Here is a 25,726-nt window from a genome sequence, read left to right as displayed (position 1 = left end):
TCCGCCAAATGGCACAAAAAAAGAACCAGGCCGCTTAAGCCTGATTCTTACCCATCAACAGGATTTGACAAAGAGCCCTCTTTTAAACAGCATCTTTTCCCGAGCCACATCGGTCTACTAAACACTTAGTCATCACACTATAAAAGCTCCCCAGGGCGCATGCCCTAAGGAGCTTTTTTGATTATTTTTCCTAAAGAAAATATTTAGTTGTGCTTGTAAACACCATCATCGAATGTGAAGCCTGTTTCTTCTTCGTATTCGGTAACCATCTGTTTCCACGAACTTTCGATATCATCGGTTAACCCAAACAAACCGCTGTGACCAATAATGTAAATATCTGGATTAGCATCTGACAGCAGTTTCCAGTGCTTTTTGTTGGTCGACCCGTCCATTTCGATTTCATAATGGAACCCTTTTTCCTCACGTAACTGACGAAGCAGGGTAATCTTGTCGAGCATCTCGGTCAGAAAACGTTGACCAGCAAATCCTGGATCAACCGTCATGATCGTGACCTTATCCAAAATATCCAGGTATGGTGCTAACGCGTCAACACTGGTTTCTGGGTTGAGAACCATCCCCGCTTTCAGACCAGCATCATGAATCTGGTCGATCAAACGAAAGGCTACCCCATTAACTACTTCAGCAGGCATGCAGATCCAGTCACACTTCACGTTGATTAATTGTTCTACCCAAAAAGTTGGATTAGTAACCATTAAGTGAGCTGACATCGGTACATCAGAAATCTTACGAACTTGTTCGATAAACCATGGCGATAAAGTAATATTTGGTACAAAGTGCCCATCCATAATATCAATGTGATATGAATTAACTTTATCGTTTAAAAACGTAATTTCTTCCTTGAACTTATCAAGATTCATCGTCATCAACGATGGCGATAATTGAATTTGCCGAGACATATTCTACCTCCTAATCACTTACGGAAATATCATCAAGGTCAATATCTGCTTCTTCTTCAGCATCGTCAGCCTTGTTACCAGTTTCACCCTCAGGAATATTCTTCTTAATCAAGGCATATACAACCCCAGTAACGAAGACATTAGCAGCAATAGCGAGCAATCCAACCCACCAGTACTTGCCCATCGTTGGCAGCATCAAGAATCCACCAAAAGGTACGGTAGCACCTTGACCGTGACTCAGTGACATCAGAATGGCACCTTCACAAAGACCACCAAGACCTGCCGCGACAATTCCCCGGATGATGTCATTCATAACAATCGGAATTGAACCTTCAACAATGTTAACAACACCCATTGGAACGGCAGACTTTAAAGTTTCAATTTCTTCTTCGCTGTAAATCCGCTTGTGGAGCATCTTAGCAACCAGGAAGGCAAAGCCAAAGCCAATTGGGGTAGCTGTGTTTGTCAGTTGCAAAGCAGTTACTGGACCGTTAATTCCTTGGGCCTGAAGTGTCAGTGCGAAAGCAAAGGCAGTCTTGTTGATTGGACCACCAAAGTCGACAATACTCAAAGCACCAAGAACAGCACCAAAGACAAGGTTGGAAGCACCATTCATGCTCTTCAGGAATGAAGTCAACCAGTCAGTAAAGACAGCCACTGGTGCACCAATGATGTAAACCATAATGAGTCCGCTGGCAATTGAAGCTAAGAACGGAACGATTAACGTCGGCATCAATCCCTTTGCCCAGTGCGGAACTTTGACATACTTTAAAACAGCCACAGACAGCCAACCGGCAATGTAACCACCGATAATCCCACCGATGAACCCGGCGCTGATGGAGATCGCAGCCAGCCCGGTAACGAAACCTGGAGCAATCCCTGGCTTACCAGCAATTGAGAAAGCAATCCCAGTCGCAATGATCATTGGCAGCATCCCCAAAGCCTTGCCACCAAGAGTTGCCAGGGCTTGAGTAAAGGTAAACTTACCCATTACCAATGCGTCCTGTGCCTTACCACCAAAGGCCATCCCAATGGCAATAATGAAACCAGCACCGCAGACAATTGGAATCAGGTATGAAATAGCAGTTAATAAGTGGCCCTTAAAGTTGGCCTTTTTCCAAAAACTATCGTTCATGACAATTTCCTCCCAATATTACTTACCAGCTAATTCGTGAAGCTTAGCAATTAACTTATTTGGCGACTTAATCGCCACTTCAGTCGATACTTTGACCTTCTTCTTACCAGCGAAACGTTCTTCCCCCGAAATCTTGACATCAACAGCCAGGATAATAATGTCCGCTTCGTCAATTTCTTGCTGGGTCAGTTCATTTTCGACCCCAATTGTTCCCTGAGTTTCGATTTTTACCTGGTCGCCCGCCTTCTTAGCAGCATCTTCTAGCTTTTGCTGAGCCAAGTAGGTGTGCGCGATTCCGACTGTACATGCAGATACTCCAACAATTTTCATAATGCAAACCTCCAGATCTATTCTTCAATTGCACTAACGACATCCTCAGCACTTTTCGCCTTCAACAGGTTTTCAATGACTGATTCTTTACCCAATTTCTTGGCAAACATTGCCAACATCTTTAGGTGAGTTTTTGCACCTTCGCTATCATCACCAACATCGAACAGCACAACAACCTTGGCACCAGTATCATCGAGTGATTCCCACTCAACTTCGTGATTTAAGATGGCGATTGCAACCCCGTTCTTCTTTACCGTAGAGCTCTTCCCGTGAGGAATAGCCACGTGATTACCAATTCCAGTTGCGCCTTCTTTTTCACGTTCATAAACGGACTGAACATAATCATCAACAGACTCAATGTACCCAGCATCATAAAAGGTCTTTGCTAGGGCCTTTATGACCTGGTCCTTATTGTCTGCGTGTAAATTAGTAACAATTGTCCTTTTATCAATCACTTGGTCTAAAGATAAATTCTCCATTAATCTAGCTCTCCATTTATAATTTTACTTACCTCTTGGCTAGCCCCCTCAGCTAGGGAACTCATTGTGCGTTTATCAGCTAGGCTGATAAAAAAATCTTTCATTGCCAGCAAGTCGTTCTTATCTGCCTCATCTGGCAAAAGAACAAAGACAAAACGGCTAATTGAAGATTGCTGATCCCAGTCCACCGGACGCGGCAGTCGTAAGTACAAAAGAACTGCTTGGTTAACAAAGGCGCTCTGCGTATGAGGAATAGCAAAGTTATCAGTCAGAATAGTGCTACCCTTGTCCTCTCGCCGGTGGAATTCTTCGCAAATCCCGGCTGCATCGCTAACCAAACCGTTTTCCTGTAATAGTTTACTGACGAATAACAGGACTGCCTCGCGGTTAGACCCGGTAAAGGACGTTTCCCATTTCACTATGCGTTTCATGAGTTCAACATCCTCTTTCGAATTTCATCAACCTTTTTGTCCAGCCGCTCTTGGTCTTCCAAAGTCAGGATGGCACTGACAATTAGCACTGGAACTTTAATGGTCTTCGGTAGTTCAATCGTCGAAACAATCAAGTCTACGCTGGGATACTGATCAATTTTGTCGGTTAATTCCCGGCTGGACACCACGTCAACAATGTTCAATTCTGAAAAACGCTTCTCTAATTTAGCCTTCAACAATTGCGCCGTTCCAAAGCCGGTAGTACAAACAGCCACCACATTAATTGGCGGACGTTTATTCTCAGCAGCTTGAGCAAAATATACGGTGAGAAAACCCACTTCTTCATCGTCAATCTTGTTCAAGTCATATCGTTTGGACAGGTCAACCGTTGCGTCCTTAACCACCTTGAATAGGTGAGGATATTCCAAACTAATCTGACCCAAGAGGTTATTTTTTACCTTAATGTTATTTGCTAACCGGTTAAGTAATGGTTTGATATGATTAGCCAAGTTAGTAAACAATTCGTTGCTATTAAGATAACGATACTGTGGATCCTGCGTCACCTTATCAATCAGAAAATCCGTCACTGCGCGTACCCTATCAGAGACATCATTGACGGTAATAGGTGAATCGTCGACTCGCGATGAAGTTAAATACTGATATAAGTAGTAAACCTCCATCCGCGGTAGGTCGGTATTCAAGTAACGACTGAGGTTGGCAACCACTTGAGAACTAATCTTTAATAGTTTCGGGTGTGCTTGCATAACCTCATTTTCTGAACTAGTAACTTCGGATTCGCTTTCCACCAACGAGCCCACATTTTGATAACGTTCAATCAGCACGTAAAGGTGAGAAAAAAGATTGACATTGTAGGGGTATGGAATATCACTATCCATTTGTTCTTCAATAAACCCTAACTGTCGGGTAACAAACGATGCATCTCGCTTGCGAACATACTGATTTTCCTGAAGAAAGTGACTAATGTTGATAACATCGTCACTGACCAACAAGGAATTAATAGCCTTGCGAATATCTAGTTCCTTACCATCAATCCACACATACTCGTTTTTTCGGTGGACTGTTAGGTGATACTTTTCCAGCATCGTCCGAATGATCTTCAAATCAGAAGAAATAACTGAGTCACTAACGAAAAACTTACTAAAGACGGCCCTAACTTGCTGTTTCTCCGGTGAAGTAATCAGCAACTTTTTGATAACCTCGTTACGTCGTTCCACCGTCGACAAGTTACTAACGTTACGCGACATTCCTGAATCATGTTTGACCTTCAAATAGTTTTGATAATTCAAGCGGTAACCACGGCCCCGTTTAGCTTCAATTAACGGCTCATCAGGGGCCTCAGCATTGATCTTTTTGACATTTCTGACAATCGTTTTAGTAGAGACATGTAGTATTGTCGACAATTTGGAGCCAGCAACGTAACCATGATGGTTTAACAGGTACGCAATTAATGATTGCTTGAATTGTTCTTTCATCACTGTCCCCCTTTCTCTACGGTTCTTATTCTATCGGAATGTCAAGAAACCGATTACATAACTGTGTCTGTTAATTAGGGACTTTTCAAAAAAGGTGTCTTTTGATTAAGGACACGGGAGCATAATAAAAACGCACCAGAAGACATTATCGGCTCCTAGTGCGTTTACTTTATTTACTTAAAGGAATTACTTTTCTTGCCACAACTGTGCAAAGGTTTTAGCAACGTTATCAACGGTAAAGCCAAAATCGCGAATAACTTCAGGACCCTTACCGCTCTTACCAAAGGTATCAACACCCATAACCTGGCCATCTAAGCCAACATACTTATACCATAAACCAGTGTTACCCATTTCAATTGCCAAACGTTTACGAACACCGTTTGGCAAAACCTTCTCACGGTATTCTGCAGATTGTTGGTCAAACAATTCCATACTTGGGACCGAAACTACCTGGAGGTCGTAGTTGCCAGACTCTGCCAATTGTTTCTTTGCCGCAAGAGCCAGTTGAACTTCCGAACCAGAAGCTAACAAAATACCATCTGGAGTTGCAGTCTTAGCAGCGGAGACAATGTACGCTCCACGATCTACCTCGGCATTAGCCGTTTCAGGTAGAACTGGCAGTTTCTGACGTGATTCAATGAGAATGCTTGGCTTATCCGTTGTCTTGGCAATCTTCTTCCAGGCAGCAACCGTTTCGTGCGCATCTGCCGGTCGGAAAACTTGGACATTTGGAATTGTCCGGAACATTGCCAATTGTTCAATTGGCTCGTGAGTCGGGCCATCTTCACCAACTGCTAAAGAGTCGTGACTAAAGATAAAGACTGATGGCAGCTTTTGCAGGGCGGCCAATCGAATAGCAGCCTTGAGATAATCACTAAAGACCATGAAGGTACTTCCGTAAGCCCGGGATCCACCGTGGAGATTAATCCCGTTAACGGCAGCAGCCATTCCAAATTCGCGAACCCCAAAGTAGATGTTTCTTCCTTCATAATTGTCTTTTGCAAATACTCCCTCATCCTTCAAGTTGGTCTTGTTAGACGAGAAGAGATCAGCGGAACCGCCCCATAATTGTGGGTTCTTTTCGGATAATTCCTGTAAGATATCAGCGCCAACAACCCGCGTAGCCACTTCTGTACCATTCTCGTACTTATCTTCCACGGCAGAAGTATCTAGTTCTGTTGTTGTTAGTTGCTTATATTCAGCTGGATAATTATCAGCATACTTGTCCATCAACTGTTTCCAGCAGTCATATACTTCTTCTTTGGCATTAACGTATTCACCAAACCGTTCACTAACACCCGCTGGGTATTCAAACGGTTGGTAATCCCAGTCGTAAGCCTTCCGGGCTGCCGCAACGTTAGCTTCACCCAGCGCTGAGCCGTGAACCTTATTTGTACCAGCATCCGGTGTGTTGTAACCAATCACCGTCTTAATTTCAATCAGCGTTGGTTTATCAGTCGTCTTGGCCATTGCAATTGCCTTGCCAATAGAATCAAGATCATTGCCATCCGCAACCTTCAGATAATCCCAGCCGGCAGCTTCAAAACGCGACTTTTCGCATTCATTCGTACTCAAACTCAGTGGACCATCCAGCGAAATGTCATTTGAGTCGTACAGGACAATCAGCTTGTGCAAGTTCTTATCACCGGCAATATTGATAGCTTCTTGGCTAATCCCTTCCATTAAGTCACCATCACCAACAAGGGCGTAAGTGTAGTGGTCAAATAAAGGATAGTTCGGTTTGTTATATTGAGCAGCCAAGTGCGCTTCAGCCATCGCCATTCCCACCGCCATACCGAGGCCCTGTCCAAGCGGCCCCGTCGTAGCATCAATTCCCGCTGTATGACCATATTCCGGGTGCCCAGGTGTCTTAGAGTTCAACTGGCGGAAGTTCTTGATGTCTTCCAAACTTACATCAAACTTATTGAAATGCAGCAAACTGTACAGCAACGCGGACCCGTGCCCAGCAGATAAAATAAAACGGTCACGGTTAAGCCACTTTGGATCATTCGGGTTAAAGTTCAAAAACTTCTCCCATAAAACGTAGGCCATTGGCGCTGCGTCAATCGTAATCCCCGGGTGACCACTCATTGCCTTTTCAATCATATCAATACTCATAAAGCGCAAGGAGTCTACGCCAGCTTGATCAAGTTTATCCATGTTTGTTCCTCCTTCAATTTTATCATCCATATACATCATTATTGTAAGTGAAAGCGTTCTCCCCTCCAGTTAACTAATGTCCTTTGTAATGGACATTCCTTTTAAGTGTTTTTTTACCAAAGGATGAGCTGATTAATTTTTGAAATCCAGCAAAATTCACCGACTTAAAAGCTGGCATTAATTCATGTTGATTGCAAAGGTTGTTATTGTAATAAGGCTAATCAACTTATATCTGTCTAAAAACCATGAATTTAGTACCCAATTTAAAATTTTTTCAAATTTTTATTCCCTTGTGGTTACATTATGTTATCGATAAATAAGTTTATTTCTCAAGATCTCTAGGGCACTTACTTTTGTTCGCTGAATTTGCCCACTTTTTGCACTTCAAGCTGCGTTGCTTCGGTATTTTAGGGTTCAATCGCTACTGCGCCATAGGGAGTAAATACCTCCTCCTAATGGTTCCGTTGTCAATGCGCGTTCTCAATCAATTGCAAGAATAAACCCTCGCCAGAACTCACTAATCTCAAGATAAATTAATCAGCCATTAACCATTTAATTATTTTCGTTAACCTTTCACCTCTCCATTACTATACAGCTAGTGCGATCGAGTCCTCCCATCCATCAAAAATGGTAATTATAAGTTGGTGCTTTCACGTATCGGCGGTTAAGCCAATATCAAAGCTATAAAATAAGTATTATTTTTTTGCTATGTGAATTAATCATCACTAAACAGTTAGTCCGGTATTGTTTCTATAACATTCAGGTATATATTACTAATTCACCAAATTTAGCATTAACCGTATCGAGTGATAACGAATTTGTCATAATATAGTTACAATATTTAAAATATTTATCGTTTTATAACTATATAGATAATTTGCGTTTTTTGACAAAATTTGGTCAAATGTAACATTTATGTTACGTTGAGAGTGTGAAATGTTTAATTTCATGTTTTGGAAATCGTTTTCGTTCAATAAGGAAAGGGAGTTTTTCTATATGAATAAAGATGTTGATTTTAAGCCATTATTTATCGGTGATAAATCAGAAAACGGTTCTACTTATCAAAAAGAACTGCGGCAACTCATTACTAGCCACTTTGGCTGGCGGAAGAATTACATTCCTTCTGACAAAGCTGCTATTTCTACTGACGATATGGACAAGCCGGAATATCAGGCAGCACTTAAACGTCAGCACAAGGTTCTAACAGAATTAGACCAAAAGTTGCGCGGAGGAAGTGTTCCTTGGATGTCAGCTGGTCGCTACTGGGGTCAGATGCTTTCTGATACTTTGACTCCAGCAATGTTGGCATATTCCGATGCAATGCTTTGGAACGCCAACAACGTTACTATCGAATGTTCAATGGCTACTTCTCAAATGGAAGAAGAAGTCAGTGAAGACCTGATTAAGTTGCTGGGGCTAAAGAAAGGTTGGGCACACCTTACCCACGACGGCTCAGTTGCTAACTTGGAAGGCCTTTGGTACATGCGGCAGTTTAAGTCCATGCCATTAGCGTTTAAGGAAGTTGTTCCTGATAAAGTCAAGGGTCTTAGCGACTGGGAACTGATGAATATGTCAGTTGAGCAGGTTCTTGAGATTCTTAAGTCACTCACACCTGATCAAATTGACGCAGTTAAGACCCACTCATCACGTAGTGGTAAGAACATTAATAAGTTAGGGAAGTTAATCATCCCTTGCACTAAGCACTATTCATGGCTGAAGGCGCTTGACATTACCGGTGTTGGTTTAGACCAAATGGTTCAAATCCCTGTTCAGGATAACTACCGGATGGACATTAACGTCCTGGAAGATACCATTAAGAAGCTTGCTGCTGAAAAGACACCTATCCTTGGGGTCGTTGCAGTAGTTGGTACCACTGAAGAAGGTCAAGTGGACGAAGTGGACAAGATTGTTCAGTTCCGTAAAGAAATGGAAAAGCAGGGTGTTTACTTCTACCTGCACGTTGACGCTGCTTATGGTGGTTACGCCCGTGCCTTATTTAAGGACGAAAACGATAACTTTATCGACTATGACAAGTTAGACGAAGAGTTCAAGAAGCACGATGTCTTCCACTACCCTGTTCACATTTCTAAGCAAGTTTACAACAGCTACAAGGCTATCCGCGAAGCTGATTCTGTAACTATTGACCCTCACAAGATGGGCTATGTTCCATATTGTGCAGGTGGGATTGCTATTAAGTACCAGAGTATGCGGAATGTTATTTCGTACTTCGCACCATATGTCTTCGAAAAGAAGACTGCTAGTGCACCGGATATGCTTGGTTCTTACATCATCGGCGGTTCGACCGGTGGTGCCACTGCTGCTTCTGTCTGGGCAGCTCACCGGACCTTGCCGCTTAACATTACTGGTTACGGCCGTCTAATCGGTGCTTCCATCGAAACGGCACAGCGCTTCCACAAATTCCTCGAGAACTTATCATTCGAAGTTAACGGCAAGACTGTTAAGGCTTACCCACTGGACAACCCTGACTTCAACATGGTCGACTGGACCTTGAAGGTCGAAGGTGAAGATAGTCTGGCCAAGACTAACGAATTAAACGAAAAAGTCTTCAACTTAGCTTCCTTCTTTAAGAGTGATGTCTACACTAACCGTTTCCTGACTTCACACACCATCTTTGCTAAGGACACTTATGGTGACTCACCAATCAAGTTCATCGAAAAGATGGGTTACACGAAGGAAGACTGGGATAAGGTTGGCTCTGTTACATTACTGCGTGCAGCAATCATGACTCCATTCATTAATGATGACAAGCTATTCAAGGAATACACGGACGGCATTGCCGCTTCAATGAAGGAGAAGTTAGCTGAAATCCTATAAGAATTAAAAGAAAAAAGAGGTTATTCTTATGGCAAGTAAAAAAGTATCCAAGGTTACCCTTGGAACATTCATAGGTATGACTGTTGCGATTGCTGCAAGTATTCGTAACATTCCTGACGTTGCCGGCTCCGGCTGGACAATGTTTCTGTACATGGCTGTAGGGGCAATTCTATTTGCCTTGCCAGTATGTTTAATTGCCGGTGAATTCGGCAGTACTTTCCCGGAAAATGGTGGTCCTGAACTGTGGGTTCACAATACTCTCGGTAACGACTTCGGCTTTGCCACTTCCTGGCTTCTGTGGGTAATAATGTTCCCAGGAATGGTCATGGTCGCCTCAGCATTACCACCATTGATTGCGACTGCAATTAACCGCCCCGATTTAGGTACCAGTCACATCTTTACGCTAATTGTCATTTTAGTTGCTTACTGGATTATGACGATCCTTAACCGCTGCTTTGATATGGCTAAATTGACTGGTAAGTGGGGCAGTTGGGTTGGTATCTACATTCCACTAGTTTTGATGACGGTCCTTGGTATTTGCGCCGTTGTTAAAACCGGTATTCACCCGGGATCTATCCTGGGTCACTTCTCAGCAGCAGACTTATTCCCACACTCTGGAGATATGAAGTCGCTGGCCTTCTTCTCGCCAATCATCTTTATCTTTACTGGGATTGAACTTTCATCAGTTTATATTCCCCGTTTGAAGAAGGTTTCTTACTACCCTGTCGGTGTGCTGTTTACTTTAGTATTCATGGTTCTCCTCAACACCGTTAACGGGTTCCTTGAAGCATCCGTTGTCTCCGATGCACACATTAACCTGAACAACATTGTTCAGCCAGTTATCGTCTACAATCGGATCTTAGGATTACCTTCTTGGATTAACAACGTATTCAGTATCCTTGTTGCTATTGGGGTCTGCATCCAGTTATCCGCTTGGATTTCTGGACCTGGTAAAACTATCATCCCAAGTGCACGTAACGGATACTTCTCACCAAAATTCAAGTTCTGGAAGACGGACAAGTATGGTGACTCCCCAGCTGTTATGTTAACTCAAGGGATTGTCATCTCCGTCTTCGCACTGATTTACTTGCTAGTACCAGGTATCAATGCCGCATTCTTGGACCTTGTCAACTCGACTAACGTGCTTTACTGTACAGTTTATGTCTTCATGGCGATTGGTTTCATCAAGATGCGTGTTAAGGAACCAGACCTTCCGACTAAGTTCAAGGTTGGTAATAATTTCGTTGCATGGTTAATTGGACTTGTTTTAATCGCAACAATTATTGTAACTCTTGTTGCAACGTTTAGTGTCGGCACCTTATCCGACTTCATCATCGTTGCCGTAGTCAGTGTCGTTCTGATTTTACTGCCATTCTGGTTATACCGGATCCGCAACAAGAACTGGAAGTCAGATGTGGCTCAATTGATGAAGCAGGCAGGCTTATCTGATAAAGACTAATAATAGACCGAAACTAAAATTAAAAAACGCCAACTAAGATACCTCAAATAACAAGTAACGGATTACTTCAGCAAAAAGTAACAATCGTTCTCCAGCCCCCCGTAGGTAAACCTACGGTGGGGTTTTTCATTTGCCAATGAAACCGCCCAAACTCACTTTCTCAATAAAAAATAAGCACCCGCCTTCGCGAGTGCCTATTTTCTATATCTGATGGTTATTGATTACAGTGCTTCGTAAGCCTTAACCACGTTTTCAGTAGTGAAGCCCAGGTGCTTGATCACTTCAGGGCCCTTGCCACTTTCACCAAAGTGGTCAATCCCCATGACATCACCGTTCAAGCCAACGTACTTGTACCAGCTCATCGTAGCGCCCATTTCAACGGCCAACCGCTTCGTTACTGCAGAAGGCAGAACGCTTTCCTTGTATTCAGCAGATTGTTCGTCGAAGAGGTTCATTGCTGGAACGGAAACGACCCGGACATCTTGGCCCTTAGCAGCCAGTTGCTTCTTGGCATCGAGTGCCAGTGAAACTTCTGAACCAGCAGCCAGGATGATCCCGTCTGGGACGTCCTTCTTGGAGTCAGAAACAATGTAGGCACCCTTTTCAACCGGGGCGTCAACCGTTTCGGAGAGAACTGGCAGCTTCTGACGGGACAGTACCAGCATTGTTGGCTGGTCAGTCGTCTTACCGATCAGCTTCCAAGCTGACAGCGTTTCGTTAGCGTCAGCTGGACGGATAACGTTCAGGTTTGGCATTGCCCGGAAACTAGTCAGCTGCTCGATTGGTTCATGGGTTGGACCATCTTCACCAACGGCAATCGAATCGTGAGTCCCGATGAAGACTGATGGCAGCTTCATCAGTGCAGCCAGCCGGACAGCAGCACGCAGGTAGTCAGTGAAGACGAAGAAGGTCGAACCAAAGGCGCGGTTACCACCGTGCAGGTTCATCCCGTTAACGGCCGTGGCCATCCCGAATTCACGAACACCGAAGAAGACGTTCCGTCCTGCCGGGTTGTCCTTCGTAAAGTTGCCATCATCAGCTAAGTAAGTCTTGTTCGACGAAGCCAGGTCGGCTGCCCCACCCCAGAATTCAGGGTTATCCTTAGCTACTTGCTGGAGGATGTCATGACTGGCAACCCGCGTGGCAATAGCGTCACCCGGCTTGTATGAAGTCGTCAACCCATCAACCTTCAGCGTCTTGCGCGTCAGCTGGTCAGCTTCTTCAGGGTACTTGTCGGCGTATTCCTTGAACATCTTGCGCCATGCGTCATAAGCTGGCAGCTTGTCGGCAACGGCATCGTCAAAGAACTGGTGAATTTCGTCAGTGAATTCAAACGGTGCCAGTTCCCAGTTAAAGAAGTCACGCATCTTGGCGATGTTTTCGTCACCCAGTGCTGAACCATGAACAGCATTGGTGCCCGCCTGTGGCGAACCGTAACCAATCGTCGTCTTGATTTCAATCATTGACGGTTTGTCAGTCTTTTGGGCCTGGTGAATAGCGTCAACGATGGCATCAACGTCAGTGTTACCATCAGCAACCTTGCGGTAATCCCAACCAGCGGCCTCAACCCGTTCCTTGACGTTTTCGTCGGTACTGAGGCTCAGCGGACCATCCAGGGAAACATCGTTGGAATCGTAAAGGACGATCAGCTTGGAAAGACCCTTATCGCCGGCCAGGTTGATGGATTCTTCACTAAGACCTTCCATCAGGTCCCCGTCACCGATAATCGTGTAAGTGTAATGGTCAACTACTGGGAAGCCCGGCTTGTTGTACATTGCAGCCAGGTGCTTTTCAGCCATTGCCATCCCAACGGACATTGCCAGCCCTTGTGACAGCGGACCAGTCGTCGCGTCAACCCCGGCCGTTTGACCGTATTCTGGGTGGCCAGGCGTCTTTGATCCTAATTGACGGAAGTTCTTCACGTCATCAAGAGTCAGCCCAAAGTTGTTGAAGTACAGCAGACTGTACAGCAGCGAAGAACCGTGTCCTGCAGAGAGCACGAACCGGTCGCGGTTCAACCATTCTGCGTCTTCAGGGTTGAAGTTCATGACCTTTTCCCACAGCCCGTAAGCCATTGGGGCCGCGTCGATTGCAACACCCGGGTGACCACTGTTAGCCTTTTGAATCATGTCCGTGCTCAAGAAGCGCAGTGCGTCAACAGCTTGCATTTCTTTTTTATCCATTATTAAATACCTCCATTACGCCAAAAGAATAACTACCGTCCCAACAATTTGTATGGTACCAGTAGTTATTCCTCGTGTACATTAATTATTACTTGTTAGCGTCGGCCTTTGGTGACTTCATCATCATACTTACCAGCACAACAATAACTGTGAAGGCAATGATGCTGAAGGCCAGGACAGTCCCGCCAAGGTGACCCAGGTTACCAAGGATAATCCCTGGAACCAGGTAGTCAGTATCAGCGAAGGTCGAAGCAGCCATCTTCAGGTTCCCCAGAACCGGCAGGATGTAAAGTGGCAGCCAGCTGATAATCAGACTGTTAACAATCGCACCGATGATCGCACCACGACGACCACCCTTGGAGTTACCGTAGATCGCAGCGGCGGCACCGCAGAAGAAGTGACCAACAACCCCTGGGATGATAACAACAGTGTGCATTGCGACCATGGCAAACATACTAATCGTCCCCACAGCAAAGCTGACAATGAAACCAAGCAGAACAGCGTTTGGTGCGAATGGGAAGATGATCGGCACGTCCAGGGCAGGCTTGGAGTTTGGCACGATCTTTTGGGCGATCCCTTGGAAGGCTGGAACAATTTCAGCAAGGATCATCCGAACACCCTGCAGCACAACGGCGAACCCGGCAGCGAAAGTACCAGCTTGAACGATGGCGAAGATAATGTAGTTCGTCCCGTCACTCAGCTTACCTTCCACGAAGTGTGGGCCGGCAATGATCGCCAGGATGATGTAAACGATGGCCATCACGATCGTAATAGAAACAGTGGAGTCACGCAGGAAGCCGAGTGACTTTGGCAGTTCGATGTCTTCAGTACTGTGCTTCTTGTCACCAAACCACTTACCAACTAACCCGGCAATGGCGTAACCAATGTTACCAGTGTGACCCATGGCAACCGTGTCACCGTGCGTAATTTCACGCATGAATGGTTGACAGAAGGCTGGCGTAACCGTCAGCAGCGTCCCTTCGAACAAACCGCCAAGCAGGATTGTCTGCCAGCTGCTGCCCATCCCGGCACTGATCAGCACAACGGCCGTCAGACAGGAAACGTACAGCATTGCCTGACCAGTCAGGAAGATGTACTTGAACTTCGTGAAACGAGCCAGCAGGACGTTGACAATCATCCCGACCAGCATGATCAGGGCAGTTACTGAACCGTACTTAACCAGGGCAATGGCAACTACGGCTTCGTTACTTGGCACAACCCCTTGAACACCAAGGGCAAACTTGAACATCTTGGCAAATGGTGTCAGGGCGTTACTTAAAATCGTGGAACCACCAGTCAGGATCAGGAACCCGGCAAAGGTCTTAATCGTCCCCTGGATAGTTTCAGTGGCGCTCTTCTTTTGCAAGAGCAAACCAATCAGCGCAATCAGACCAACCAGCAGTGCTGGCGTCGTTGCGATACTTTCAAATAGATTTAATAGTCCATTCATAGCTATCGTTAACCTCCAAATAATTGCTTAAGAAGTGGATCATTTATGAATAAATAATTGCTAACAAAGAGATTAAGAATAATCCCTTCTTAAGGTTAGTCGTGGGCAATGCCTTCCTTATCAAGGATAGCGTTAACCTTTTCCTTCAGTTCATTTGGATCAACAAGACTCTTCAAAACAACAACCTTGTCCTGTGGCAGGCTACCGGCTGAAGTTTCCAGCGTTGGGTCCAAGAAGAAGTAGTCAGCTTGGTCGGCAGTCGCACTGCCAACATCTGAGTGGTCAACCTGGATGTCTTCCTTAACGTTTTCTTGCTTGAGCAGGTTCTGAATGTTCATTTGAACCATGAAGCTGCTCCCTAAACCTGATTGACATAAAGCTTCAAACTTCATAATTAAGTCCTCCTAATCCTTTAACGTTGCTAATACATCATCAACAGAAGTGGCTGCCAGCAGCTGCTTCGTGCGGTCAGCATCCATCAGTACCGTTGATAATTCCTGAATAACTTTCAGGTGGCTGGTACTGTCAGTTGCGGCTAAGACAAACCACAGCTTGACCGGGTGCTCATCACTGACTAAGTTAACTGGCTGGTTCGTCTTCATTAACGATAAGCCAACTCGCTTAACGCTCGGCCGCGGACGTGAGTGGGCCAGTGCAATGTTGGGGCCGATGTTAATGTATGGTCCCTTTTCGTCAACGACGTTAATCATTGCTTCCACGTAGTCATCCCCGACTGTCCCGTTATCAACTAACGGCTTAGCGGCCTGGCGGATCGCGTCTTGCCATTTCAGGCCGTCACCGTCAACAACCTGAACTGTCTGTTGATCAAGTAAATCTAGTGCCAAGTAATCACCTCATCCCTTAATCAATTATTACTGTGTTGATAATAAAGCAATGCTCACTTTCCCACAAGTGCAATGGCGGAACTTGATAAAGTGCAAAAAATGAACTAGGATATGGTCAGCAAAAACGATATTGGCGGTGATAACGATGGATTTTACCAAAACTCGACACGGTGAACAGTTGGTCAATGAACTACTCAAAAGTGAAACGACGGTCCCGCTGACCACCCTCATTGAACACTTGGGAGTCTCCCGCCGGAGTGTCTTTTATACCATTACGAAGGTCAACGAAGAGCTGGCGAGTTGCCATCTGGACGAAATCGAAAACATCCGTGGTGTCGGCTACCGGCTGTCCGCGGCAACCAAACAGGCGGTCCTGGAAGAACAACCTGATAAACAAACAGCTGCCAACTACCAAGAACTATTTGCCGGCCAATTTCACTTTAGCTCGCTGGAACCGACAGATCGCCGTTTGCTAATCTTTTTCTGTCTCATCTCGCGTCCGGCCACTTCACTAACGTCATTAATGATCCTTTTCGCAGTTAGCAAAAACACCGTCATCAAGGACCTCAGCCACCTAACGCAGCAACTCCCAGTGGGGCTGACGATTAAGAACTCTAGCAAGGGAAAATACGTCCACGGCGACGAAGCCCTCAAACGTCGCTGGGTCTTTGAAAACTTTCCCCAGCTGACCAAGCTCACCGCGGCGCAAATCACCTTTAACACTTCTGCACACTTTCGTGACCAGCTAAAATTGTTGGAACGGATCACTGGCAACTCCTTTACCAACGACTCACTGAACCTCCTGACCACCTTTGCTCACTGGCTGATCGAGCGCCAGCAACATCACCGTTTGCCTGCCCGTCAGTTGACCGCAGATGATTATTCCCTGACCTTTACCTGGGCCGACAGTTTTCTCAACGATTTGCACATTAACTCGGCAGCCGAAGCAATGTTTTTGGCAGAGATTGTTAACACCCAGGCCTTCCAACACGTTGGTGCCGACAACCCGATGATCCCCCTCCTCCGGCCGATTGCTAGTCAGATGATCCGGCGGTTTAACGAGATTGCCGCCGTCGAATTGCCCACTTCCGATCACACGCTCAATAAGAAGCTGACGGTCCACCTCGTGTCAACCTATTACCGGGTAAAGTACCACATTAACTACCGCAACCCGCTAGTCAACCAAATCAAACACTCCTACCGGGAAACCTTTGAATTGGTTAAGCAGGCCGTCCGCCCCTTTAACCAATTTACCGGCGAAACTCTTTCCGATGACGAGATTGCGCTGATTGCAGTCTACTTTAGCGGGGCCCTCCGCAATACCGACCTGCCGGCGAAAGAAAAGCCGAGCGTCCTCGTCATTTGTTCCAGCGGAATTGGGACTTCCGAACTACTGATTGCCCAGCTGCGCGGCCGCTACCCAGGTGTTCACTTTGTCGGCCCCTACAACACCTTCCAGTTTGAAAATATTCATTACCAAACCATTAAGCTGGTGCTGAGCACGATTGACCTGCCGCAGATGCCGGACCAAGTGCCAGTAATGACGGTCCCGGTCATCCCCGGTGAAGCCGACTGGCAGCAAATTGGCACTCGTCTCCAGGATGCCCACCTGATTGAAGCCCAACACCAGCCAGTTCAGTTACCGACCTTAATGGACATCATCGCTACCCATACCCGGATCGTTGACCCCCAGGGACTGGAGAACGACCTCAAGGCCTACCTCAGCAACCAAACCCAGCAACAACCACGGATTACCGCCGGTAGCACAACGACCACCGACTTCGTCAGCCAGCCCGTTCACTGGCAGGAAGCGCTCCGTTTTAGCATGAATAAGCTGGTGGCGGCCCACGTCATTGATGACCAATACGTCAGCAAAATTATCCAGTTAACGAAAACCCACGGCGACTACATGGCGATCGGCAAGGGGGTCTTCCTGGCCCACGCGACGCCAGAGGCCGGGGTCAATGAGTTAGGCTTTAGCTACACCTTCTTCGCCCATCCCTTTTGTGTTGACCACTCGGACAAGCAAATCAATTTTGTCGTTGGCCTGGCCCCCGTTGACCAGCGTCAGCACCTGGCCATCCTCAGCCGACTGCTACGGTGTGTCCAAAACGATCAGTGGATGGGCAAACTACAGCAGGTTCAGCAGGCTAGTGAACTGACTGACCTGCTGCGGAAAGGAAAGTTGTTGGAAGAGAGTTAAAAAAGACCCCTGTGCGGCTGGTGAAACCAGTCGCCAGAGGTCTGAGCTCATTCGTACTAAGTAACCTTGGTATAATCTCAATGGTAAGAATTGCGAGCGAAAATGATATGAAGATAGTTCAATAAGGAGGTGTCAAGGGCGGTTTTAAATTGTCGTTTTATGGCGGTTTAAAAATGTATGATTTCGGCGGTTGCTAATCGATAAAACTTCCCTTTGATTTTCAACACATGAGCATGATAAACGAGGCGATCTAAGATCGCTTCTGCCGCAGCTTAGTTATGCAAGACTGTTCCCCAACTTGATAGTGGTACATTAGTCGTTATGATCGTTGATTTGCGCTCGTAACGGCCATTTATTAATTGGAATAGTAAGTTAGCTTCATCACTGGTAATTGGTAAATAACCTAGCTCGTCAATAATCAATAAGTCGTAGCGTTCATACCTTCGCATCACTCGTTCTAAATGATTTTTTACTTGGGCAGCTTTTAAACGCAAGATCAACTCATGACAATTAATAAATAAAGTTCGAACTTCCTGCCGACAAGCCTCAACTCCTAGCCCAATCGCCATATGTTGGTTCGTATAATTAAGAGTCCAGCTATTCATTATAGTTCATTAAAATGGCTCGAAGTTGGTATTGCCCTTTACTTTATTAATTTAATTATTAGATATCTATATACACGACTGGTTCATCATGATTCAAAACATAATGCTTTAGTCTTTGCTTTTGGCGGCATTCATGGTTCGGTAACATTTGCTTTAGCCTTTATGATGGCTGAAGAGCAAATTCATCAACGAGATTTTAGCTTAATCATAATGTCAGAAAGCACTTTAATCATCCTTAGTATGATTATCCCAACAATTGTTTTTCAGTTTATATTAAAATCTCAACAAGTTGATAAACATCATGAGGCTTTAATCAATAATCTTCGTAAAAAAATGATTGATGATGCCATTAAGGTTATAAATCAACTAAATATCTCAAATGAAGTTAAACAGGCTGTTTCCTTTGATCTACGAAGTCAAAAAGGGCAAACTACATTAAAAGAATTTTGGAACAAATGGACACGAATGATACAACATGAAGAATCTACCAAAAAGCAAATTAACACTGCACTTAATACATTCTACGTTGTTTTTCAAGCAGAACGTACTTTCTTATCCGATAACTACCAGCAACAAGGTCTAACCACCAATAACTATAATTTACTATATCGTGAAACTATTAATGCTGAAATGGTAGTTTTGAAGTCATATATGAATTAATTTAATTCAATTAAAATTTAAAAGGCTAGAATTATGATTAAATAATCACATAATTCTGGCCTTTCATCTTAATAATCTTGTTCCATTAGCATATCACTTGGCCATCCAACAACACTTTCTTTACGATCTAATTGACGAACTTGCTCCAATTCACTATTAGTTAACGAAAAATCAAAAACATCAAAATTTTCTTGCATATGAACTGGATTAGTTGAACTCGGAATAACCATGATCTTATTTTGAATTAAATAACGTAACACTATTTGAGCAACCGATTTATGGTATTTTTCTGCTATGCCGAGAAGTTGTTTATTTTTAAACATAGTTCGTAAACCTTCTCCTAAGGGGGGACCATGATTCATGGATGATATAATGTTCTTCTAAATAACGATGCATTTTTTGTTGTTGTAAATAGACACTCGTTTCAATCTGATCAACAACCGGAGTAGTTGCAAAATTTGCTAGTAGTTCATTGATTTGTTGATGATTAAAATTGCTAACCCCAATTGACCGTAATTTTCCTGCTTGATATGCCTCTTCTAATGCCCGATAAGTATCCAAATCTTTCCCCATCGGCCAATGAATCAGCATTAAATCAAAGTAATCTAAACCAGCTCTTTGCAAGGAAAGGTCAATACTTTGCCTCGTTGCCCTATATCCACTTGTCTTTACCTTTGACGTAATGAAAAAGTGATCGCGAGAATAACTACTTTCATTAATTGCCTTACCAACACCGGCTTCGTTCCCATAAAGTTGGGCCGTATCAATACTTTGATATCCAATTTTAATTGCTTTACTAACCGCTTGTTGTGTGGCGTAAGGTGCAATTCGATAAGTACCAAAACCTAGTAAGGGCATCTTTATTCCATTATTAAATTCAATATATTCCATTCATTCCACCTTCTATTAAGAAAAAATTAGTGTATAAATGATAATAAAGACTAAACTCAAAACAAATAATCCTGTACAATATTTTCCGTTCCACTTTAATGAAACCGTTGCTGAACTAACACCGAGGATATTAGCAATTACCACTACGATACCCGCAAATGGTGACATCATGTATGCGAGAACACTACCAATATTCAAGCCAAGAGCAATTGCTAAAGCATTAAATGGTAAATTGATTCCCATCATTACCTGTCCTAATAAAGTAACTGAGGCAAGTGGGTGTACCCCAACTAAAGATAGTAATACAACCAATAATGGAATTAGGATGAGCGCACCCCATGATAAGTGCACAATATAAGGTGTCAAAGTTTGAGCAATCGTTTTAGATACCTGTGAATGTTCAAAGACGTTTGAAAATAGACCAATTGCAACAAAGAAAGGTGCTAAACTGCCACCGCGTAATAATCCATTTTGAAGGTACTCCTTGCCTGCTTTAATGGTTCGTTGATGATGAAGATCATTAACTTGTAATGCTGCTAGCCAAATGAGAATAACAACTAACCCAGCTAATGCAACATCAATCATTGCTTCACCAATTTTAAGGTCGATTAACACAAAAGCAATTACCAACAAAATAGCAACCGCTAAAGCAATTTGAAGAACCTGCATTAGTGCATGTCCAGCATGTTCTCGTTTTATGCTAAGGTTGTCCTTTTTTCCCTCTACCGGAGAAGTATACAATTCGATTAACCAAGCTAACAATAAGCCTAATAGCCCTAAGACAAAACTCGGAACAAAAAGTTTTTGTAAAGATACATGAGTAATTGTACTAATTAAGAAAATTGTTGCAGCTCCTGGTGCCCACAACGTCCCTAAAGTAAAGGAACGACTAATAGCAACTGAGGAGAAGTAATTATAATCTTTCCCCAGACGTTGTTTGATCGTTGGTCCTAAAATGGAGTAAATGATTGGCACAGTTCCCATTGAAAGAATACTAGATAACAAGAAAGTAATTACCATCGTGAAGCCAAATAAACTCCGATTAGTCGGTAGCTTACCGTTAACTAGCGTCACAATTGAATTTTGGTACCGTCCCACAGCAATCGGGATCGTAAACAACTGCATAACAATTAATAGTACAATCAGGCTATCCATCGAATTAATTGCGTTAACTACCACTGATAGTGAAAAGTGATTAAATCCGGCAATTAATAATCCTAGGACGAAGAAGATTCCCGTTGCCCATTTAAATGCACTACTCAGATGATGAAAGCCGCAAATTAGGACTAACAGAGAAATAATCGCCAATCCACCTGCTAATTCATTCGCAAAGATTAGATTTAGGATACTAACAACGACCAGCAAGGCCAGTAATATTCTTTCAACATTCTTAACCATTAATCATACTCTTCCCTTCACATTTCGATTTCTATTCTTATTATCTTTCCCTTTTATCATTATTTGAATCGCCATCTTTTTAGTTACTTATCAACTAAAGGTTGATACCAATTCAACATTAAAGGCCAGCATTTTTCTTTTTGCTGACCTTTAGTTCTTATTACCGTTTTTTAAACTATTATCATAGTTTCATTAAATCTCTCTTTAATGGCTATGCACGTGCTCTAATATATAATTTTGCTTTATCCACTACGTTATTTACCAATTCATCGCGAAAATCATTGTAGTAAAACTTATCCTTAATATTCATTGCGTGCTTTAAAGCATAGACAGATAGGGTATACCGGTGTGGTTTGTCTGGTGGCATTGGGCCAGCATAATGACTCGTTACATATTCGTCATCTTCATCGTAAAACCGTGAAGCCCAAGTATTCATTCCTTGTGGTCCGTCAAAGACGCTACTGAAATCTTCATCAATATTTTTGACGGGCAGGTTAGCAGCCAGCCAATGAATAAAGGGAAAGCCTGTTCGTGGAACCGCATCATAATCAATTAATGATAATGCTAAATAATTAGCTGTTTGGGGAATATCTGCAATTTCAATTGGAAATGAAATTACTGGTTGACCATCCTTCTTGATTTTAGAATATTTGGAATACTTATCCGGTAAATACCCATCTTTGGTTACTGGAACATTTAACTTCATTTGCTGATTCTCCCTTCTATTTTGCCCATAAAAAGTTTATCAATGCCCGATCAACAGCCCGATCACTGTGCAACTTACTATGTTGAGCTTGCTTACCAGTAAGCTTTTTTTCCTGGTAAGATGCAGCACGGTCAGCAACTAAATAGCGCATTGTTCTGGATGAATCATTAGTTACAGCACCATCTGATCCATTACCAATATCACCATACATATTTAGTACTCTAGCTGATTGCGGGTAAGTATTACGTAAACCTAGTAATTGCCGATAAGCAGGAGTCATCTTATTGGGCTGCCCAGTCTGAGAATTTACATCTAAGTTATCTGGTAAGTCACGACCCTTAATCCCATCAAAGTGACCAGCGATTGCTACCTGTTTATTTAATTGTGGCAATTCTTGATCTTGAGCATTATCTAATAAGTAAAAGCTAATCGACATGTTACCCATTGAATGCCCAACGAGGTTAATTTGTTTAAAGTGGTAAGTATTTTGAAGCTTTTCAATCACATTTAATGCATACTTGCCATCTTGGTGATAATTACTATTTTTATTATCAACATAATTAACCATGATGATTGGGTTGATAGCATGGCGCGGAATCTTTCCAGTTAAAGTAACATGCCCATTCTTATTAACATTAGCTTGGACGATAGTCTTAGTAACACCAGCTTTTTTTGCCGCATTTACCATATGTTGTTCAGCGTGAGCACTACTACCCCAGCCGTGAAAAAATAAAGTTGGCGTCGTTGATTGGATAAAATTATTACTGCTGGAATGAATTATTCCTTGTTGGTAGATAAGGCCAACAACAGCTATTCCCAAAAGGAAGCTTCCAACTATACGAAATTTCTTCATTAATATCACCTTACTTAGCCAGCTCAATCGTAATATCAACCGTAGCTGGTAATTGAGCAATTTTAGCAATATCTTCTTTATTTACCAGTTGACCCAAATTCACTTCTTGGTAGCGAGCATCATTATTAGCTCCCCGGAGGAAAAGGGCAAACCAATCACCACTGATATCAAAGGAAAGATCACCGTCAAACCAGCCAGCTTGAACATCATTTTGATCATATGGCAGGTGCTCCATGACGCCACAGTAATCATGTGCACCTTGACTAGCTGTAATTGTGTACGGCAATTTATCAATTAATGCTTGTGCAGCTTGTGAATCGTTTAAAACTGCAGAAAATGTTTGTCCATTAATAACCAGGTTAATTCCAGTTGGCTTTTCAACTTTAGTGACCCGGTTATCGGTTGTTGAAGTATGTTGATTCTCAATCATCTTAAAATCCCCCCTTGTAGAAAAATAAGGTTGAGTTTTTTTGCTCAGCCTTAAAGTTAAATCTTATGCTTGGTTTGTTGGGTAAATGGTAAATTCGGAAATATCAACATCTTCCGGTTGATCAATGGCAAAGTTGACCACCCGGGCAATAGCGTCTGGTGAAATTCCGTGTTGCTTGTAGAAGTTCTTCATGTTTGAAGCAGTCTTTTCATCACCGATGTGGTCAAGCAATTCGGTATTAATTGCCGCTGGATACAGGGTGGTGGTCCGAATATTCGTGCCTTCATTGGCACTTTCCATCCGGGTAACTTCCATCGCGTTCTTAACGGCAAACTTAGTCGCACCATAAACTCCAGAACCAACATAATTCTTCAATCCCGCAACGGATGAAGTGGTAATAATATGACCATGCTTTTGGGCAGTGAAAATTGGCATTACCGCAGCAATTCCATTCAGGACACCCTTGATATTAACGTCAATCATCTTGTTCCATTCATCGGTCCGAATTGCACTCATTGGAGAATTTGGCATGATTCCGGCGTTATTAAAGATAACGTCAACTTTACCAAAACTATCTTGAGCGGCTTTTACTAATGCTTCGACTTCTTCTGGTTTAGTAACGTCAACCGTTCGGAAATCTGCCCGTCCACCATTAACGTTAATTTCATCAGCAATCTTGTAAAGTCGGTCTTCACGACGAGCACCAAGCATTACCATTGCACCATTCTTGGCTAATAACTTAGCTGTTGCTTCCCCGATTCCTGAAGATGCACCTGTGATTACTACTACTTTTCCTTTTACAGCCATAAGCGGGTTCCTCCTTAATAACTTTTTATATCTCTTTCAACACTATCAATCTTAAATCATCAACAAGCATAATAGAATCATCAAAGAATTAGCATCATATCAACTATTAGTTGATACTATCTATCAAGTTTCAAATATTCTTGCTCATTGACCGGTTCCAACCATTCACTGGTTCCAGCAGTAATTGAAACATGACTAAACCAGCTATCCTTGGCAGCACCATGCCAATGTTTAACCCCTTCTGGAATTACTACACGGTCGCCAGCCTTTAATGTGCGAGCTGGTTTACCCGCCTCCTGATACCAACCTTTTCCAGAAGTGACCAGCAAGATCTGGTAACCATCATGATGAATATGCCAGTTAGTCCGAGCACCAGGAGTAAAGGTGATATTACTTACACCAACATTAATATTACCTTCTTTTTTTACCAAAGGATGACGATAAGTTTCACCAGTAAAGTATTGTCCAAAGGGATTCTGCTCACCAATTCCAAATAAATTATCTTTAGCCATCATTTTGCCTCCTAGTGAATTGTGTAACCACCATCAACAGCCAAGGCCTGGCCAACAATATAGCTTGCTGCATCAGAGCAGAGGAAAAGAACAGCATCGGCAATCTCACCCGGCTCAGCCAACCGACCTTCCGGAATGTCCCGGATATATTCATCCATCGCATGCTTTTCCGTCTTCATCATTCGGTCAACCATTGGTGTGTGAATAACCCCCGGACAAACTGCATTAACGTTAATTCCTTGATCAGCATATTCCAAGGCAGTGCTCTTAGTCATTCCTAGAACACCATGTTTTGAAGCATGGTAGGCACTTCTTCCCGGTAAACCAACTAAGCCACCCATTGAAGAGCAGTTAACTATCTTCCCGCCTTCGTTTTGTTTAGCCATCTGACGTAATTCATATTTCATACAGAGGAAGACACCTTTAAGATTAGTATTCATTACTTTTTCATACTCATCTAAAGCCAAGTCGGCCGTGTTAGTAATTGGGCTTTGAATCCCAGCATTGTTATATGCAAAGTCTAACCGACCAAATTTTTCAACAGTAAATTCCACCATTTGTTGCACTTGATCTTCTTTAGCCACATCAACCGCAAAGGATTCCGCCTTATAGCCTTGCTTCCGTAAATCAGCTGCTTCATCCTTCGGTTCATGATGACCAGCTAATACAACCGCCGCTCCCGCTTGAGCAAACTTTTGTGCTGCCGAAAGACCAATTCCAGTTCGCGCACCAGTAACAATGACAACTTTTCCTGTAAAGTCATATTTTACATCTGCCATCTTGACTTCCCCTTTCTAGGATGAATTTATATTTCACTCCTAGGCCTTAAGCCGAAAGGTAACATCGGCTGATCCTAACTTACTGAAGAAACTAACATCACTATCGATATGACCAATTGGCTGTTGTTCAAAAACCTCACCATTTTGTTCATATAAGATTACTAG

Annotated in this window: 22 protein-coding genes and 2 pseudogenes; 4 read left to right on the top strand and 20 right to left on the bottom strand. The window is 43.4% G+C overall.

All coding sequences use genetic code 11. The annotated features are described in order from the left end of the window. Positions 1–203 precede the first annotated feature (203 nt). From alsE to tkt (Q0E49_RS04765), 7 genes are all read right to left on the bottom strand, one after another. Positions 204–917 carry a D-allulose 6-phosphate 3-epimerase gene (gene alsE / locus Q0E49_RS04795; RefSeq protein ID WP_295746805.1) on the bottom strand — a complete coding sequence of 238 codons (714 nt, stop codon included), beginning with the start codon at positions 915–917 and terminating at the stop codon, positions 204–206. A 10-nt stretch (positions 918–927) separates the two neighbouring features. After that, positions 928–2,052, bottom strand: coding sequence for a PTS fructose transporter subunit IIC (locus Q0E49_RS04790; RefSeq protein ID WP_295746804.1), 1,125 nt, complete (start codon positions 2,050–2,052; stop codon positions 928–930). An 18-nt stretch (positions 2,053–2,070) separates the two neighbouring features. Then, complete coding sequence (locus Q0E49_RS04785) at positions 2,071–2,382, bottom strand: fructose PTS transporter subunit IIB (protein ID WP_102281729.1); 312 nt, start codon at positions 2,380–2,382, stop codon at positions 2,071–2,073. Positions 2,383–2,399: 17 nt separating this feature from the next. After that, positions 2,400–2,861 carry a fructose PTS transporter subunit IIA gene (locus tag Q0E49_RS04780; protein ID WP_295746803.1) on the bottom strand — a complete coding sequence of 154 codons (462 nt, stop codon included), beginning with the start codon at positions 2,859–2,861 and terminating at the stop codon, positions 2,400–2,402. Continuing rightward, positions 2,861–3,292 carry a PTS sugar transporter subunit IIA gene (locus Q0E49_RS04775; RefSeq protein ID WP_295746802.1) on the bottom strand — a complete coding sequence of 144 codons (432 nt, stop codon included), beginning with the start codon at positions 3,290–3,292 and terminating at the stop codon, positions 2,861–2,863. Before Q0E49_RS04775 ends, Q0E49_RS04780 begins: the two co-directional genes overlap by 1 nt. Then, positions 3,289–4,785 carry a PRD domain-containing protein gene (locus tag Q0E49_RS04770; protein WP_295746801.1) on the bottom strand — a complete coding sequence of 499 codons (1,497 nt, stop codon included), beginning with the start codon at positions 4,783–4,785 and terminating at the stop codon, positions 3,289–3,291. Before Q0E49_RS04770 ends, Q0E49_RS04775 begins: the two co-directional genes overlap by 4 nt. A 186-nt stretch (positions 4,786–4,971) precedes the next feature. Continuing rightward, positions 4,972–6,945: a transketolase gene (gene tkt / locus Q0E49_RS04765; protein ID WP_295746800.1), complete on the bottom strand. Its 1,974-nt coding sequence runs from the start codon at positions 6,943–6,945 to the stop codon at positions 4,972–4,974. Positions 6,946–7,941: 996 nt separating this feature from the next. Between tkt (Q0E49_RS04765) and Q0E49_RS04760 the strand changes: the two genes are divergently transcribed. Beyond that, complete coding sequence (locus Q0E49_RS04760) at positions 7,942–9,780, top strand: pyridoxal-dependent decarboxylase (protein WP_295746799.1); 1,839 nt, start codon at positions 7,942–7,944, stop codon at positions 9,778–9,780. A 28-nt stretch (positions 9,781–9,808) separates the two neighbouring features. Next, a complete protein-coding gene (locus Q0E49_RS04755; RefSeq protein ID WP_295746798.1) occupies positions 9,809–11,239 on the top strand; it encodes an amino acid permease in 1,431 nt (476 codons plus the stop codon). Positions 11,240–11,460: 221 nt separating this feature from the next. Here the strand turns inward: Q0E49_RS04755 and tkt (Q0E49_RS04750) are convergent, their stop codons facing one another. The 4 genes from tkt (Q0E49_RS04750) to Q0E49_RS04735 all read right to left on the bottom strand — a co-directional run bounded on the left by tkt (Q0E49_RS04750) (position 11,461) and on the right by Q0E49_RS04735 (position 15,717). After that, positions 11,461–13,422, bottom strand: a complete 1,962-nt coding sequence (tkt, locus tag Q0E49_RS04750; protein ID WP_295746797.1) for a transketolase — start codon at positions 13,420–13,422, stop codon at positions 11,461–11,463. 88 nt (positions 13,423–13,510) lie between these two features. Further along, positions 13,511–14,872, bottom strand: a complete 1,362-nt coding sequence (locus Q0E49_RS04745; RefSeq protein ID WP_295746796.1) for a PTS ascorbate transporter subunit IIC — start codon at positions 14,870–14,872, stop codon at positions 13,511–13,513. 95 nt (positions 14,873–14,967) lie between these two features. Beyond that, positions 14,968–15,264 carry a PTS sugar transporter subunit IIB gene (locus Q0E49_RS04740; RefSeq protein ID WP_295746795.1) on the bottom strand — a complete coding sequence of 99 codons (297 nt, stop codon included), beginning with the start codon at positions 15,262–15,264 and terminating at the stop codon, positions 14,968–14,970. 12 nt (positions 15,265–15,276) lie between these two features. Beyond that, positions 15,277–15,717, bottom strand: coding sequence for a PTS sugar transporter subunit IIA (locus Q0E49_RS04735; protein ID WP_295746794.1), 441 nt, complete (start codon positions 15,715–15,717; stop codon positions 15,277–15,279). Between the two features lie 145 nt (positions 15,718–15,862). Between Q0E49_RS04735 and Q0E49_RS04730 the strand changes: the two genes are divergently transcribed. Continuing rightward, positions 15,863–17,920 carry a BglG family transcription antiterminator gene (locus Q0E49_RS04730; protein ID WP_295746793.1) on the top strand — a complete coding sequence of 686 codons (2,058 nt, stop codon included), beginning with the start codon at positions 15,863–15,865 and terminating at the stop codon, positions 17,918–17,920. 167 nt (positions 17,921–18,087) lie between these two features. On the opposite strand, the pseudogene Q0E49_RS04725 reads toward Q0E49_RS04730, so the two are convergent. Continuing rightward, positions 18,088–18,492, bottom strand: a pseudogene (locus Q0E49_RS04725) (ATP-binding protein); the annotation flags it as partial. On the opposite strand from Q0E49_RS04725, the gene Q0E49_RS04720 reads away from it, so the two are divergent. Further along, entirely contained in the window at positions 18,493–19,185 is a 693-nt protein-coding gene (locus Q0E49_RS04720; protein ID WP_295746806.1) for a hypothetical protein, read from the top strand. Positions 19,186–19,253: 68 nt separating this feature from the next. Here the strand turns inward: Q0E49_RS04720 and Q0E49_RS04715 are convergent. The 8 genes and pseudogenes from Q0E49_RS04715 to Q0E49_RS04680 all read right to left on the bottom strand — a co-directional run bounded on the left by Q0E49_RS04715 (position 19,254) and on the right by Q0E49_RS04680 (position 25,561). Beyond that, a pseudogene (locus Q0E49_RS04715) lies at positions 19,254–20,076 on the bottom strand (aldo/keto reductase). Positions 20,077–20,091: 15 nt separating this feature from the next. Next, positions 20,092–21,474, bottom strand: coding sequence for a hypothetical protein (locus tag Q0E49_RS04710; protein ID WP_295746792.1), 1,383 nt, complete (start codon positions 21,472–21,474; stop codon positions 20,092–20,094). Positions 21,475–21,685: 211 nt separating this feature from the next. Beyond that, complete coding sequence (locus tag Q0E49_RS04705; RefSeq protein WP_295746791.1) at positions 21,686–22,180, bottom strand: YbhB/YbcL family Raf kinase inhibitor-like protein; 495 nt, start codon at positions 22,178–22,180, stop codon at positions 21,686–21,688. 16 nt (positions 22,181–22,196) lie between these two features. Continuing rightward, entirely contained in the window at positions 22,197–23,033 is an 837-nt protein-coding gene (locus Q0E49_RS04700; protein ID WP_295746790.1) for an alpha/beta hydrolase, read from the bottom strand. A 10-nt stretch (positions 23,034–23,043) separates the two neighbouring features. Continuing rightward, positions 23,044–23,463: a cyclophilin-like fold protein gene (locus tag Q0E49_RS04695; protein ID WP_295746789.1), complete on the bottom strand. Its 420-nt coding sequence runs from the start codon at positions 23,461–23,463 to the stop codon at positions 23,044–23,046. 63 nt (positions 23,464–23,526) lie between these two features. Beyond that, positions 23,527–24,270, bottom strand: coding sequence for an SDR family oxidoreductase (locus tag Q0E49_RS04690; protein ID WP_295746788.1), 744 nt, complete (start codon positions 24,268–24,270; stop codon positions 23,527–23,529). A gap of 116 nt (positions 24,271–24,386) precedes the next feature. Next, positions 24,387–24,782, bottom strand: a complete 396-nt coding sequence (locus Q0E49_RS04685; RefSeq protein WP_295746787.1) for a cupin domain-containing protein — start codon at positions 24,780–24,782, stop codon at positions 24,387–24,389. 11 nt (positions 24,783–24,793) lie between these two features. Continuing rightward, complete coding sequence (locus Q0E49_RS04680) at positions 24,794–25,561, bottom strand: glucose 1-dehydrogenase (RefSeq protein WP_295746786.1); 768 nt, start codon at positions 25,559–25,561, stop codon at positions 24,794–24,796. Between the last annotated feature and the right edge of the window lie 165 nt (positions 25,562–25,726).

The sequence above is a fragment of the uncultured Limosilactobacillus sp. genome (genome assembly GCF_934202235.1).
GTDB lineage: Bacteria > Bacillota > Bacilli > Lactobacillales > Lactobacillaceae > Limosilactobacillus.
The sequence above is the reverse complement of the archived record's forward strand: the minus strand, read 5'-3'. Positions and strand labels throughout refer to the sequence as shown.